Here is a 14,859-nt window from a genome sequence, read left to right on the forward strand (position 1 = left end):
AATGTAACTTGCAATTTCACTTGGTTTGCGCTAATGGGGAATCGTGATATAATGGAATTATAAACTAAACGAAATGAGGAATTTTTAGAGAGAAGATAAATAAATTAAGAATATAAAAACTGACTTTTAATAGAGTAAATCACCGAATGAGCACTAGGACTCAATCGGCAACTTGAACAAATATGATGAACATATTCGCAGATTAGACACCTCCGATTATATTCATCAGCTTCAAATTGTCAATGTTTGACCCTGTGCCATTCAGCATATAATTACATTTATAATAGGAGGCCGAATGGCTACAATCCTAGCGTCTTTGTGCGCTTTCATCACACTTATTATTACGCTGCTTGCTAACTTTTTACCGCTGCTTATCGCTATTACTGCAATGCTAACTCCAATTATCGCCTTCTACTTGCTCCGCTTGAGAGTGAAACTTGAGAAACTTAAAATCAAAGATACAAACCTCTCTATTGAAGAGAAAAGGCTATCTATTGAATTAAAAAAGATTGAATTAGCTGAGAAAAGGGATTAATCAGGGTAGAACCTAAATGGCGGCTTCTTGTCGCCTTTATTTACGGTCCAAACGGTGATATTTAATCTGTTTGCTTCAATGGTTTTCTTAATTCGCTTCAGGTAGCGGCTTTTTGTGCGATCATTCACTATTAATACTATGCCTGCTTTTCTGTTGGTCATTGACGCATAATAAAGAGACTGTCCAATGGCTTCAGCCCATTTCTTGCTCCAATCATACTCAATAGCATAAGCGGTGTTCAGGCAATCAATGCGCGCTCTATCCGGTAGCGTGTGCTCAATCTAGCCTCTGCAATGGTATTCAACGTAATCCTGTTCCTTCCATACTTTATCGTCTAGCGTTGGTTTTGTGCCTGCGCCAGTTGTAGCTATGGCTGAAGTGCATAGAAATGCAAGAGGTAATAGAGAGGTGCTGAGCTTCATGTTTAGTCCTTTGCGTTGCTTGGCTGAAAACTATAAAGCTCTGAATTGATGTTGTCTAGGTAAGGCGGAATACTCCGCCTTGTACTTAGGCCGCTTGTTGCTGGTGGTGTTTAATATAGCGTGTCACTATCTCTTTGTTTTCGTCTAAATCCATGCCTTCTTGCTCAGCCTGTAAAATAAGCTCACTAAATGGCACAGGACCAAGATTAAACAATCGACCTGAACGGTAGTCATCTAAAAAGTTATTAGCAAGTTGCGGTAACTGTCCGGCTGGTTTAGTTTGAGTTGATTTTAGCCACTTCTTAAATGGCTCTAGTTTCATAGTGGTGATGTCACCTAAACCATCCCAACCAGCATCATAATTAGAAAGGTATGCTTTTCTGGCTTCGGCTAGGCTATCAAAGCCAAACATAACTTTGTGCTCATCAAAAGAGCCGTCCTTTCCAACTTGGTCAATGATATATACCGAATCAAACTCGGTACTGTCACCAACAAATACATCAATCGGATCACCATCTGCACCATGCGAGCCTTTGAAGTCACCATAATGATGTTTCATGGTGATGGACCACTCTTTACCATCTTTAGATTTTCCGCTGCGAGTTGAGCCTTTTGGATTCTCGATACGAATATCTATACCCGCAATGGTGATGTCACCTTTTTTGTAGTTACCAGCTAGCTTTTGCTTTTCAGTTGGTTCAGGTGTGCCGTTGTCACCTGTAGCGGCTGTATTCGCCGCTTCAGTGATATTGTTACCGTTATCGTCAATTAAGCCTCTAATGCGCTTTCTGATGAATGAAAAGCGCTCCACCAGCTTAATCTTTTTGCTTAAATCGCTAGTGGCACTCAAATCTTTTTTGATTTGAGCACCTTCTTGCAATAGTTTCATCTTTGTATTGAAGTCTAAAGCCATATTAAAGCGCCTCCACCTTTGCAAAGATTTGCATTAACGCATCATCCAATGCAGCTTCATGCTCTGCCATGGTGTCGTTTTGCTCCGCTTCTTCTTTGGCTTCTTTTAGCAACTCCATTACTTTATCAGTGTCACTTTCTGTCTCTAAAGCTTCTTTTAGAGCGTCTAGCTTGCTTGTGCTAGATTTGCCTGAATTAAAGTTATCTTGAATATTATCAAAGTCTAGCTGGCCTTGATTATCGTTAGAGCCTTCAGCCGCTTCATTTGCACTTAGGAACTCAAAAAACTCAGCTTCAGTCTTTGTGATCACGGTAAACACTCCATCTGCATTTGCTAACCAAGTCTCTTTTTTAAAGCCTTGCTCATGCTCGACTTTCCAACCTTCCGATTTTTCAGCAGCTCTAAGCTCGATAAACTCACCTCTAGTTTTTACTCCGTACTTTGAATATTTATACTGCTTAGCAAGAGTATTCTTTGCTTTACCAGCTTTCATAGGTGATAGGCTTAATAGGAATTTTGCTTGTGACTCAGAAACACCATCAATGAGTTCAGCTATTTTTTCATCTTTTTCCTTTTGTGTCATAGCCTCTTGCTCAGCTCTGAACAAATCAGCTTCTTTTTTCCTTTGCTCTGCAATCTCGCTATCACTAATGCCTGTGTATTCTCTTAGCATTTTATCTATACCTGCATTGGTTGTAGGTACTTTATCAAAACCTGCTTTCTTAGCTACATACGCCACTGATGCTCGATTTCTAGCGGCTACATACTCGCTCATTACAAAGTAGTCTTTATTTTCTATTGCATGAGCTATGCGAATTTGGTTTTTATTCAGATAGCCTGAAGGTACACGTTTTATTTTCAGGAAGTCATTTACAAAGTTAGAGAACTCTCTTGCCAGCTTATCTTCACTTGTTGCGTTGCCTATTACTTCTTTAGCTCGCTCTAATCGGTTTAAATACTCTTCTTCTGTAAGGGCTTTCTGAGCCAGTTCAAAAAGGTCTTTAGAGCCAGTTTCAGCCATTAACTTATCAACATCTTCTTTTGCTTTAATAGCTTGATTAGTAGATAGGTTATCTTGGTATGTAACCAATAGATCGTTTAACTCTTCGTTATTGCCATCTGCATTGAGTTTGCCAATTTCACTGATAACAGTGTCAATGAGTATCAACTTGCCGATAGCGTCTTTTTGAGCGCCTGAGAATTGATAGTCTTGGTCTGCTGCTTTTGGTGTAGATTGACCATTCTCAGAAAGCATAACTTTTAACTCGTCTATCACTTCTTCTTGAAGCGCTTTATCTACCGTGTATTTCTGAATAGCATCATAGCTGGCTTTGTCGTTATCACGGTTTTGCACTGCTGGATGCCATTTTAATTCAGTCATTCGTACAAATGACTCTTTAAGCTGGCTTTCTTGCTCCATTACCCAAGAGCGAATAGTATCTTCGCCTTGCGCCTCATAAATCCACTCCGCAACTTCTTCTACTGAGATAGATTTATCATTTACTTTGGCAAGGTCCACCAGCTCAAAGTTGCTAATTTCTTGCTCTGATAGTGGTTCATCATAGGCCACCGCACCATGGCGAACATTATTAGAATCACCAAACTTAGCTTTGGCCTGTGCAGTATCAAGCACAAGTGAAGCTGCTTTCTTTGGTTGCGCACCAATCATTAATGGACGCGCTCTTAAACCGTACCAATGCAAATCCTCAACGGTTGAGGATTTCACAAAATTATCTAATTCAGCGGCAATCTCTATCGGTGTTTTGCTCATGTCATCGCTGATTTCTGAGCCGTTTACCGTGTTGTTATCGGCGTCTTTGATGCTGTAATCAATACCAACAACGTTAGCACCAGCACCGACCTGTTTAAATTTGGTGTCTAAGGTAAAGCCAGCTTTAGCAAGTGTCTTGTATTGCTCACCTTGCCAATCACGCGCTCTTAATTCATTTCTAACAGCTATTATTCTACGCTGGAAAAAGCTATCTAGTGGATCTTGATACCACTCCTGCAATTCTTGGCTCTTCATGATTTGTGCGTACACACTAGGCGTTTGCAACTCTTCATCAGTAAAGTCTTTTGAAATAGCAGGCGTGTTATCAATAACATTAATTAAAAATACTGAAGAGGCCGAATCATCGACTGAGTTAGCGTTGTCTGTTTTGTTATATTGCTGAGCAATGCGCTCTAATTCAGTTTTCACAGTGTTAAAGTCGTTTTCACCGGATAGCTGATTAACTTTAATGCTCACTGCATCTTTATGCGTAGACTTGGTTTTGTTTACGCCAATGCGAGCGCCAGCAAGAGGGCCATTAGCAGATTTAATATCTTTGGTGATTTCTGCTCGAATCGCCTTTACTACATCGCCAAAACTGGCACTTGCATCAAACTTGCTGCCTGTAATGCTTGAATTGACATCAGCATTATCAGCTTTAGGTTTGTAGTTGATAATGTAGTCTTCTAGCGTTTTGTTGATCAGCATGTTTACAGTGAATGTTTTTAGCTCTTTGCCTTCTCTTTTTTCTAAGTAGGCTTTAGCTTTTTCAAAATTAACTGTTTCGACTAAACGGTCAAACTTAGCAAACTGATTTATATTGCCATTTTTAACATGGTGAATATTGATAAGTTCAGGAATAAGCGTTTTATCTAAACCAAACAGCTCTGCGATTTCATCATGTTCAGAGTCATCGTTAGAAACGTTACCTTGCAAAGCGCCGCTTAGCGCCGTTAAATCCGCTTTTTGCTTTTCTTTGTATAGCTCAAGTTCAATGTCTAAACGCTCTTTAGCTAGCTCGCTAGAAACATCAAAGCCATAGAAATAAAAGGCACTATGAAAATAATCACTCATGCTATCGCTTTTATCCCAATGATAAGCATTAATGAGCTTATCTAGGTACTGTAAAAGTGCGGTTGCATCCGGTGAATATTGACCTTGATAGTTCTTATCACGACCACCTGTTAACTCAGGCTGCTTGTCATTCATCATAGCTTGCAAATAGCTATCAGAATAAAGCTGCATGTTATCTGGTATAGCGCGTAAAGTGCCACCGATAGAAATGGTTACTCCATTAGACTTTTTCAGTGTCGCATTTACTTTTTTAGGAATATCGCCGCGCTTCTTAGCGTCTTGTATGTCTTTGCGCATGACCTTAACTAGATCACCACGGCTTTCCTTTGCATCAGACTTAGAGCCGTAAGCAGGCGCATTTTCAAGCTTTACTAGGCTAGGTTTTAGGTTGTTGATGCGATTAGCTACATCTTGAACAAACTCAGTAATAGCAACATCATCAAAGCTATCGCCTTCAGCTTTTACAAATTGCACTGCAAAGTAGTCATTCATTGCAGTAGCGGTTGCTTCATCACGCGCCTCTAGATCATAACCATCTTTTTGCTCAAACTGATAAATAGAGATTTTACCGTATACAGTTTGAATGTTGATTGAGGCGTGAGACATGGTTTTATGTAACTCAGCATCAATACCAGCGGCTTTAACCTTGTCTAATGTGATTTGCATTAGCTTGCTAGTTGGTTGCGCGTCTACTTCTTCTTGGTGGCGTTTTTCTAGCTCTTTTCTGGCTGCAAAATAGGTGTCTTCAGCTTCTTGACCATTCATCGCTAGATGCTGCTTGGCGTGTATCTGAAAGTCTGCCAGTGAATTATTTCGGACCAGCTCTAAAATAGAATCGCTGATGTAGTTTTCAACGGCTGGCTTTGGTGCAATCGGATTAATATAGCCTGCACGTTTTAACTGGTCGTTGCTAAGCTGCTTTTGCTTATCATTGATAGTGACTGTTGCGCCATCTTGTTTAAGCTCATCTACAACAAGACCAACTTCACCATTAACGTTAATGCTGTCACCTTCATTGAGCATGACAGGTGGTTTAACCGAATCTATATCAGAAAGGCTTTCTAGGCACTTAACCAATTGCGCTTTAAATGCTTGTTTATCTGTCATAGTAACTGCATCAGATAGCAGTTCATGCAATAGGGTGTACTTTTGGTTATCTACTTTATCTAGAATGTTGCTAGAGGCTTTTTGTAGTGCTTCGATTTCAGCGTTATCAACCTGATTTGCCAACTCCAAAATAGCAAATTTAATATTGCCTTTGTCATAAGCGGGTAGGGTGAATTGCGCTATGGCTGAGTCGAGCTTTTGGCGCTTTTCTTTTGCTTTTGCTTTGTTGGCAATTTGCGTTTTTAATTGCTTATTACCGTCTTCTAGCTTAACGCGCTGCGCTTTTAATTTTGCTGCAAGTGATTTCTTGTCTTCAATGTTACTGAGTGCCTCTTCGACTTGCTGAGCAATCTCAGTTTTTTTCGTTTCGATTTGGCTGGTGGAGTCCTGAAGTGCTTGTAACTCTTCTTTGTTTTGCTGGCTTTCTGCTTGGCGAGCAACAAACTTAGCGCTGTTACGTTCAAGTAAGTTTGATAGTGCCATAGTCACTTGTGCCAATGAAACTTCACGACCACCAGCAGGCGCAACAACGTGCGTTACATCACGGCTATTTAACAAGAATCTAAATGCGACCAGTGTATCACGCTCGGTAATTTGCTCTGGTTTATTGTCCGGTGAATGAAAAATAATTGAGATAGATTGACCGTCTGAGGTCGGAATTTTAACCGCTAAAATGGCTAAGCCTGATACCTTGCGTGTTTTGCCGATTTCAGGCTCTAGCGCTGCTATGTTTGTGCCATTTAATGCAGAGATAAATTTGCGGTTAAAGGCTTTCATTTTATGCTCTAAACGCGATTTTACTGCTGTTATGGCTTCAAGCATCATTTCATCCGGTGTATCACCATCAGATAACAGGTCATCGTAAATGTCTTGCAGCTCTATGCTCTCAAACATTAAACCGCACTGTTGCTCTTGTGCCAGCGCTTCATCACTTAGAATGTTTGGCTTGCGATAAAGTACATCAATGATTTTGATTGAATTTAAACTACTAAAGTGCTCACTCATATTTTATTCATCCATCGCGTCTAGTTGTGTTAGCAGTTGTTCTTTTTCTGCTTTAGCTGCATTGATAAGGTTTCGCTCTTCAGTCACATTATTTTCAGCTCTGGCGGCTTTTTCTGTGACCTCTTTAAGCTCTGTCTGCATTGCGTTTAAACTGTTATTTGCGGCTGCATGAGCGGCTTTTGCTTCATTCATGCGTTGCGTTGTGGTTTTGCGCACAGCGCGCTTTGTTGATGTGTCTTTGATTGCTCTAGCGGCTTTGCGAGCAAGTGAGGCTTCAAAACGTTTTTGATTGGCTTCAATCTTGTTGGCAAGCTCTTTTGCAAGTTTAGCTACTGAGCTGCGTTCTTTAACCGGAATAACGGTACTATTCAGTTTTACCTTGAATAAATCACCTGTTTCATTGATAGAGAGCGTAACTGACTGACCAGACACAAAATACAAAATCACATTTTTAGTGCGCTGTCGGTCCAATTTCACAACGCGGTTATTGGAAAAAAACTCAGAAAGTTCTTGTCCGTTTCGCTTAAATGCATCTATTAGCTTTTTAAATTCGCGCTCATTAGGATTATCAAACGCGAATTGAATGAATTTAGTCATGTGCGCCTGCCTCACTGGTTACTTGATCTAAAAAGACAGGCGTTGTGATTAACCTTGTTTTGACCGGAAACAACTTATACAACGGGTTAAAATGTCCGGCTACGCTGGTAGCTTCAACTTCGAGCACCCACCTGTGCGAATCACTGGTTTGCGTTAGGGCTTCTTTGATATGTAGATACTCGGAATTAGCGCCTACTTTGCAATGTGTTGTATTTCTACACTTACCGATTATCACGGTTTCAGGATGCGCCTCATCGCGTAGCCTGTACTGAATGCAACCCCAAAATGGCAGTTCAGCCAATTTGTACGTTAGATTAAAGCGCCAGTAACCAGCGGATTTGTCTTTTAAGTGACAGTTCACTAAGTTGATTTTGCCACGACAAATAACAAACCTGTCTACCGTCCACCATAGGACCAGTAACAGACCACAATAGATTAGCCATTCATTTAACATTATATTTTCTCGCTTACTTTATTTGCTAAAGCCTTGCGGCCTAGCTCTATGAAATACGCGCCATTACTGGCGGCAATAAGTGCTATCAAGCAAGTAAGAGGCATTGGAAATCCTTGCCAATCACCGACAAACAGCGCTGCTAAACCAGCTATAACAGCGGTCACTAATTCGCTGATTAATTCCACCAGCCAACCAGCTTTTTTTTGTCTTTGAGTCCTGCGTTGTTGTAGGTATGAGCCTGTGCCAGCTAGCAAAGAGACAGCAACCACAACCAACACAAGGAACAGGTCGATTGTTTGCATACCTCGTCCATCGCGTTTATTGAGTTTGCAAAGTAGCGCTAGATTAAAGCGCGGAGAAGCAAAAAAGGCTCATTAGAGCCTTTTGTTAGGAAGATATGAATTAATTAAAAATTAAATATGTCAGTAGAGCAAGCATGAGGCTTAACCTGAACCAATGCCACCTTCGAGATTTTAAATCCTCAACCGTTGAGGATTTTCTTACTTCGTCCCACTCAACGGAATTATGGCAGTGGTTTTTGTCGAAAAAGAATAGCGCATCAATAAATTTTCTCAGTGCTATCCAATACCACTTTTGCGTCTTAACTGCCATGTAACCAGCGCGACCACTGATAGTATGGTCCTCTGAACCATTAAACAGCAATACATTAAAAAACTGGTCAATGGCAATGAGTAAGCGCATGAAATAATTATATCGCTTCATAGTGACTTACTCCTTACATGCCTGCTTTAGCGTACATATACGCTTCACGCGCTTGCCAAAATTGCTCACGAAAATCTAGCCATTCTTGTTCTGTGGCAATGACAACATGCTTACCATTTTCTAAGAAGAACGGGAAAGGCTTAAATTCAACGCCTTGCTCCATAAGTTCCTTATAGCGCCCGTGAACGGTTTCAATACCGTTCTGGTCTGCTTCACAGATAGAGCAATCAACATCATTAAAGGTAAATGCTGCTAGCTTTTTAAGTTTATGCTCAAAAGGCTTTAAAACGTCTTTGATTGTTTTATCTGCTGGCTTAACTGGCGCTTCAGGTAAAGCTTTTGGATCTGCTTTAATTTCATTGCCTTCTTCGTCATAGCCTGCTAGCGGTAAGTCAGCGTTGTAAGCTTCAGCTTCAGCGAGTTCTTTTAGGTAATCAACGTACTGCTTTGCAAAATCCCACTGAGCAGCTTTAACGTGCTGCTCAGCGTGTTTCTTAATGCTCGAAAATTTCCCTCTTTCGATTAAACCTTCAATCGCTCTGGTTTGAGGTCTGTCAATTAAAATTGGCAAGCCTTGTTTATTTAGTTTTGGTGAATTTTCATCTATCACTATGAAATCGAATATCAAATTTAAGTTTTTAACACTCATATTACAACCATCCTACAGGATTAACGCACACTGCTGCGCCGCAAATTACATAATTTAAATTATCATCTTGCATTGAAGATAAATTGTGTACTGGATGGATTTCACCATCATCACCCCAATCAGAGTTGTTATGCTTTAGCTCTGCAAAAATGTAACCAATATAAGCTTTTTTGTTATCTTCAAAGAAATAAGTTAGTGCTTTTAATCCTGATGAATTTGCGAATGGCACATTAATTAATTCGTGCTTCGGGTTTCTAGTATCAAAGCCTTGAGGGTCTAAACCGTTAAATGGCGAACCGGAATAGAAGAAAATTGATTTTAATGGTATATTTTCGTTGTATCTTACAGCTCCCCCTTCCCCTGTGCCTATAACACCTGAAAGAGAGTACATAAAATTGCGACCAAAATTATCGTTAGCTATACCATTAGTAATATAGACATCACCAATACTTGCCGGACCATTTAAAGCAGGTTTTACATTAAAAGGCTTTGTTACTTTTGCGTCAGTGCTGTAGGTGACGATTGCAATACCGTTTTCAGGTATATTCATGGTTAGTTCATTGCGCGTTAAATCAGCACTGTTGACAGACTCCGACCAAGAGCCACCACTGAAGATACTAAATGGAATTGCGCCTTGCTTAGTGGGTCTTGTTAATTTGTATGCTGATGCTACTCCAGTAGGGCTTTTGTTTATATACCCCCCAAGCCAGCCATCCTTTAAGTCTTCACATAAAACAATCTCAGAGGCAAGACCAGCTACATCTTGGTGTGTTAATTTGCTTGCTACGGAAATGTTTAAATTAAATGTAATAATGCATTGCGTTGTCGCAGGGATTACATCGCTCACTCCGGCAGGTTTTACACTTCTCGCATAGCGTTGGTCGGCTGGGTTTACAATTGTTTGCTCCGCGCTAATCCAAGAGCCATTAATGAGGGCGTGGACGCTAACGCAATCACTTGTACGCATCGGTCTATTTAATGCGCTTTCACCATCTACGCGTACAATTAGATGACCGCCATCTATGCCTGCTATATTCTCATTTAATACAACGGTTTTTCTGAGGTTTTCTAGACCTCTTTGGTTAGAGGATTTGCACTTCAAATCAATTGATTGCAAATCTTCTAATGTTACTTTGTTTGAGCTATATCTCGAATCTAAACATACACCACCTTGGCCTCCTTCGTATACTACATCATAAAAGCGACCATCATCACGACCTGATTCTCCACCTATTTTACCAGCATAACCACCAGATATAGCCTTACCTTCTATTGCTGAAGCGCTAAAATCAAAACACTCAGACTTAGAAGAAACTGGCACAGCTCTCTTTTTCCATTTATTTATAATCCCACCGCTTTTCCAAAAAGCACTTGCTCCTGCGGGATTTTTAGACGGGTGATAACTGCCTGCATTTAGGCGATTTACAGTGCCGCAGACTAAGAAATAACAATGTCCGCCAACACCGAAGGTAGTTCTTTCTGCTCGCCACAAACCATTTTGATATGTAGCTCCTGCATTTACAGAAACACCAGCTTCAGGGCCACTGAAACCATTGCTGTAACCACCAAAACTTTCAGAGCTATCAAATTGGCCTTGAGCTTGAACAATAGCGCCATTACTTGATGTTGCCCCTGCCGAACCAAACGATAGAAAGCGATCAAGGCTTCCACCTTTCGCTGTTGCATCCAACTGCTCCCAATCGCCATTGCCTGCGCCAGCAAAAGAGCGCCCTCTAACGCACCATTGTCTGAATTTACCGGACTCATAATCAAAGTGAATGTTGTTTTTAGGGTCGCTCAAAATTGCTTTGCGCTGCTCTTCTGAGGCTGCAAGTAGGTTAACGCCACGGCCACGGCTTGATTCATCACCTTTAAACCACGCAAAGTAACTGATTGGCCTTACATTGTCATCAGTAGTCCAAACTTCATTAATTCTATCTGCGCGACTTTGGATCATGCCTTTAGCATAAACAAACGGATCGCTTTCGTTTATCTCTCGTAAGAAAACTTCAAAACCCCACATGTCAACACGATCTGTAACCACCTTGTTTGTTTCACTTTCAGCAGCAAATGCCAAGGCTGGTGTTGCGTGTTTTACCGACACACCAGTTGCACAGTCGTTTGTTCGAGTACCATCTTCCGCTGGTGGAAATTTAATAACATTAAAAGCTGTGTCCTCATGGCATATTTGCGTTATGTGACTTACAACGCCAGCGCATACAATGACAGGCTCGTCTGTTTTAGATGTTCCTACATTTAAATATCCAGCACCTAGGCGTAGTACGTTAGCTTCCGTCTCTCTTTGCCATAGACCTTCGCCTATTTTGATAGCTGAATTTAAATGTTTGCCAAAATGAACAAGGCCACTTGCAGTATACTTTTCAAGATTCTGCCGCCTGTTAGCTTCAAACTGCGCCTTGCTCATAGCGTAAGGATGACCAATTGCATTAGCCATTAGCGCTAACGGCTTAACTTTGCGTGTTACACCTGCACTATCAACATAGTTATACTCAGCAGTAGCAGTAAAGAAGCTATTCACCGCGTCTTGCTGCGCTTTGGTTGCTGCATCCATCTTTTTAAGTGATGGAAAGGTCACACTGCCTGAAGGAGTGTTAAAGGTGATGTCAGCATTCAGCGTTGCAAAATCCTGTAGTTTTTTACGCAACTCTTGCGCTTCAGCTTGAGAGCTTTGCATTAATGAAACAGCAGCAGTTAACTGCTCTTTCGGGATTCTTAATTGCTCGGAAATGAGCGATAAAACTTCTGTGTCAGTCATAGTTTATCCTATGTTAAGTATTAGCAGGTTGAACAGCTATGATTAGAGTCTGTTGGTTGTTGTTTGATGTGGAATTAGCTTCTAGTGCTACTCGGTATTTGTGCTGTGAATTAGCAGCCACATTGTCATCCAAATTCATAGAGCCGCTTAACTTGTAATCGGCTTCTGTGATAGTGCCGCCATCCCATGTAGGAGTGACTTCTGTTGTAAGTGAGACTCTGTGAAATTCGGCTTCTGGCTGGTCGTTAATTTGGCGATAGACAACAACACTCATTAGCTCGTTACTGTAAGGCTCTGCTGTTTTTTTCCAGCTAGCATTGAGCGATACAAAGACTTCAATATCTTTTGTGGCTGAGAAATACACGCTTGATTGCACTGTTGCAGCAAGACCGACAACGTTAGATGTGCTTTGGCTTACTTTCTTAATGCTGCCGTAGTCTACTTCTCGCAAGAATGTGATGTACTCAGTGTTCACATAACGCAAAGCTTCATCTGGCATTAGCGCATTAAAATCAATTGAACCATCTTGCTTTGTTTTCTTTGGTCCGACATATTCAAAGAGTTGCGGTTGAGCGCCTAAATTACCGAAGGCTGTTTTGGATTTAACCTCAATCAAACTACCGATTTCATTAACTGTCACATCGCCAGCCAATGCGTTTACAGACTCGTTCAAATCTCTAACTGAATTTTCTAGCGCATTGATACTTTCGCCAGTGCTATTACTGAGCTGCGTTACGGCCTCATTAGTTTGATTTATGCTTTGGTTTAATTCGTTTACGCTGGCGGCTGTGCTTTCGCTAAGTTGTGAAATAAGGTCGTTGATTTGCTTATCTTCATTGAAAAGCTTTAGCAGTTCCTTCGTAACCAGATTAAAATTGCTATTTACCGCACTGTTAATACGATGCGTGAAGCCAAGCAATATGTCACTGGTGCTTTGTTGGTTGTTCGATGCAAGCTCAAGCGATTCAATAGCGCTTTGCACTTCTTCAATAAGTTGGTTGAGTGTTTCGCTTGCTTGCTCTGACTCTACTTTGTGCTGATTGGCCTTTTCAAAAGCCTGCTTTTCTACTTGAGCAATTTGCGCAATGGCGCTTAGTTGGTCCAAACAATGCGTAAAGCTTTGCTTAGTCTCATTCAGCGCTAATGCACTGATTGCATCAGCGTTGTTTTTGATACCGAGATCAGCACTGGCCTTGTTTGCATCAATGTCAATTCTGAGCGCATCTTCTAGCGCATAAATAGCAGTGTTGATATTGCCGTTTAGTTCATTTTTTAAAGCTGTATCAGCAGCCACCAGCTCAGCGCGTAGCGTATTAATAGCTTGAATACGCGCATTGTCTAATGTGGTTTTTAACGCGGTATCTGCACTTGCAAACTCACCTCTGAGCGTTGATAAAGCGCTATTTTTAGCTGCATTAATTTCAGATTGTAGTGATGTTGTTTGTTCGCCATCTGCGTTAATGAATGCGTTGGTAAGACTTTCTTCAAGTGCGTAAATAGCGCCGTTAATCGCTGAAGTATAAGCATTTGTTACTGCTGTATCAGCCGCTTTGAATTCATTTCTCAGCAGCGTTTTTAAGGCATTATCTGCATTCTGATAAGCGGTTGTTAGGTTTTGATTTAAAGCGCCATCTGCGGCGATATAGTTATCAGTCAACGCCTCTTCAAGTGAAAGAATGGCGATGTTAATGGCGCTTTCTAACTGGTTCTTTAAGCTGGTATCAGCGTTTTGGTAAGCTGTTGTTAGCTGAGTTCGCAAGCTTGAGATAGTTGAATTAATCGTTTGACTTTGCTGTGTGTCAGCATTGGTTAAACTTTCATTCAGCGCATTTATCTCGTTGGTGATCAGCTCTTCTAGCTTTTGCTGTAGCTGTGTATCAGCATTTTGAAATGTGTTAGTTAACTGATTTTTTAACTCTGTATCAGCCTGCTTGTATGCATCTGAAGTGGCTTTAATTTGCTGGTCTAGCAACTCTCCAAGCGCTTTTAGCTGGCGTGACACATGATATTGCAGTAGCTTTATATCACCTGCATTTTTATGAATGCCACCTTTGTTTTTAAGTGACAGACTGAGCGTAATATCAAGTGCATTTTTCAGAGACTCAATATCTAAGTGATTTGTTTCAGCGGCCTCAGTGATTGCTTGCAATTGATTGGATAGCGCTAAGTATTGCTCGCTGGTTTCTTTTCTGTGCTCAAAATCAGCAGTAAACGCGGTTTTTTCTTGCTTCGCTTGCTGCTCAATCGCCTTCATTTGCGTGAGTGCTTGAGACATCAAATCTTGCGTAATGCTAATTTGATTTGCTTCAATGCTGTCTAAGCGCTTGTTAATGACTTCAATGCTGATCTCTTTGACATCTTTTGTGTCGATCATGCCATTAGTCACCGCGCCTGCACCCGAAGGCACAGTCACAGTGCCAAGATAAAGACCGTATGAGTCACTTAAACTCGTTGTTAATTGAATTTCAGCCGATTCAATATGGCTACCAGTATTCACCTGCTTGGTGATTGTGCCATAGCTAAAATTGGCTTTTAGGTAAACGTGCCGAGTACCAGCAGGCACAGATAAAACAAGATCTTTTTGTCCGGTGATTTTTATTAGCTCATCACCGCTTGTATGGACCAATGCAAAGCCACCAGCAGACTTAACCTTAATGCTTAAACCGCTATTAGGCTCAATCTTAAAGCCTTTTACTACACAGCTAGGAAATAGACCTTTTAAAAGACTGTTAATCGCTACATCAGGTCTAGGCTCATAGTGCTGGACATGTGCCAGCAATGGCATGTTTGCAAGTTCTTGCGCTGTTGGTGGTGTAATAGATACGTTACTCAT

At 41.0% G+C, this 14,859-nt stretch carries 11 protein-coding genes; 1 reads left to right on the forward strand and 10 read right to left on the reverse strand.

Translation table 11 applies throughout. The features are described 5' to 3' along the window. Positions 1–295: 295 nt before the first annotated feature. Positions 296–535 (forward strand): hypothetical protein, encoded by a 240-nt coding sequence (locus MHN81_RS23435; protein ID WP_239426871.1) that lies wholly within the window; start codon positions 296–298, stop codon positions 533–535. Positions 536–816: 281 nt separating this feature from the next. Here MHN81_RS23435 and MHN81_RS23440 read toward each other — a convergent pair whose 3' ends face one another. The 10 genes from MHN81_RS23440 to MHN81_RS23485 form a co-directional block, all read right to left on the reverse strand. Then, the gene (locus MHN81_RS23440; protein WP_239426872.1) at positions 817–957 is read right to left on the reverse strand and encodes a hypothetical protein; all 141 of its coding nucleotides are present in this window, start codon (positions 955–957) and stop codon (positions 817–819) included. An 85-nt stretch (positions 958–1,042) separates the two neighbouring features. Further along, positions 1,043–1,870, reverse strand: coding sequence for a hypothetical protein (locus tag MHN81_RS23445; protein WP_239426873.1), 828 nt, complete (start codon positions 1,868–1,870; stop codon positions 1,043–1,045). Position 1,871: 1 nt separating this feature from the next. Then, positions 1,872–6,827: a hypothetical protein gene (locus MHN81_RS23450; protein WP_239426874.1), complete on the reverse strand. Its 4,956-nt coding sequence runs from the start codon at positions 6,825–6,827 to the stop codon at positions 1,872–1,874. A 3-nt stretch (positions 6,828–6,830) separates the two neighbouring features. Further along, positions 6,831–7,424, reverse strand: a complete 594-nt coding sequence (locus MHN81_RS23455; protein WP_239426875.1) for a hypothetical protein — start codon at positions 7,422–7,424, stop codon at positions 6,831–6,833. Then, entirely contained in the window at positions 7,417–7,878 is a 462-nt protein-coding gene (locus tag MHN81_RS23460) for a hypothetical protein (RefSeq protein ID WP_239426876.1), read from the reverse strand. Before MHN81_RS23460 ends, MHN81_RS23455 begins: the two co-directional genes overlap by 8 nt. Then, positions 7,878–8,180 (reverse strand): phage holin family protein, encoded by a 303-nt coding sequence (locus tag MHN81_RS23465; protein ID WP_239426877.1) that lies wholly within the window; start codon positions 8,178–8,180, stop codon positions 7,878–7,880. The genes MHN81_RS23460 and MHN81_RS23465 overlap by 1 nt, the downstream gene beginning before the upstream one ends. Positions 8,181–8,280: 100 nt before the next feature. Then, positions 8,281–8,601: a hypothetical protein gene (locus MHN81_RS23470; protein WP_239426878.1), complete on the reverse strand. Its 321-nt coding sequence runs from the start codon at positions 8,599–8,601 to the stop codon at positions 8,281–8,283. A gap of 13 nt (positions 8,602–8,614) precedes the next feature. Next, positions 8,615–9,250 (reverse strand): hypothetical protein, encoded by a 636-nt coding sequence (locus MHN81_RS23475; protein WP_239426879.1) that lies wholly within the window; start codon positions 9,248–9,250, stop codon positions 8,615–8,617. Between the two features lies 1 nt (position 9,251). After that, positions 9,252–12,026: a hypothetical protein gene (locus MHN81_RS23480; protein WP_239426880.1), complete on the reverse strand. Its 2,775-nt coding sequence runs from the start codon at positions 12,024–12,026 to the stop codon at positions 9,252–9,254. Positions 12,027–12,039: 13 nt separating this feature from the next. Then, positions 12,040–14,859, reverse strand: coding sequence for a hypothetical protein (locus MHN81_RS23485; RefSeq protein WP_239426881.1), 2,820 nt, complete (start codon positions 14,857–14,859; stop codon positions 12,040–12,042).

It is taken from the genome of Pseudoalteromonas sp. Of7M-16 (assembly GCF_022347805.1).
Lineage (GTDB): Bacteria > Pseudomonadota > Gammaproteobacteria > Enterobacterales > Alteromonadaceae > Pseudoalteromonas > Pseudoalteromonas luteoviolacea_F.

What these genes read in the sequence shown, in the direction of transcription:
- MHN81_RS23440 (WP_239426872.1), bottom strand. Translation starts at nt 957, where the DNA reads ATGAAGCTCAGCACCTCTCTATTACCTCTTGCATTTCTATGCACTTCA.
- MHN81_RS23450 (WP_239426874.1), bottom strand. Translation starts at nt 6,827, where the DNA reads ATGAGTGAGCACTTTAGTAGTTTAAATTCAATCAAAATCATTGATGTA.
- MHN81_RS23485 (WP_239426881.1), bottom strand. Translation starts at nt 14,859, where the DNA reads ATGAGTAACGTATCTATTACACCACCAACAGCGCAAGAACTTGCAAAC.
- MHN81_RS23435 (WP_239426871.1), top strand. Translation starts at nt 296, where the DNA reads ATGGCTACAATCCTAGCGTCTTTGTGCGCTTTCATCACACTTATTATT.
- MHN81_RS23480 (WP_239426880.1), bottom strand. Translation starts at nt 12,026, where the DNA reads ATGACTGACACAGAAGTTTTATCGCTCATTTCCGAGCAATTAAGAATC.
- MHN81_RS23460 (WP_239426876.1), bottom strand. Translation starts at nt 7,878, where the DNA reads ATGTTAAATGAATGGCTAATCTATTGTGGTCTGTTACTGGTCCTATGG.
- MHN81_RS23445 (WP_239426873.1), bottom strand. Translation starts at nt 1,870, where the DNA reads ATGGCTTTAGACTTCAATACAAAGATGAAACTATTGCAAGAAGGTGCT.
- MHN81_RS23475 (WP_239426879.1), bottom strand. Translation starts at nt 9,250, where the DNA reads ATGAGTGTTAAAAACTTAAATTTGATATTCGATTTCATAGTGATAGAT.
- MHN81_RS23470 (WP_239426878.1), bottom strand. Translation starts at nt 8,601, where the DNA reads ATGAAGCGATATAATTATTTCATGCGCTTACTCATTGCCATTGACCAG.
- MHN81_RS23455 (WP_239426875.1), bottom strand. Translation starts at nt 7,424, where the DNA reads ATGACTAAATTCATTCAATTCGCGTTTGATAATCCTAATGAGCGCGAA.
- MHN81_RS23465 (WP_239426877.1), bottom strand. Translation starts at nt 8,180, where the DNA reads ATGCAAACAATCGACCTGTTCCTTGTGTTGGTTGTGGTTGCTGTCTCT.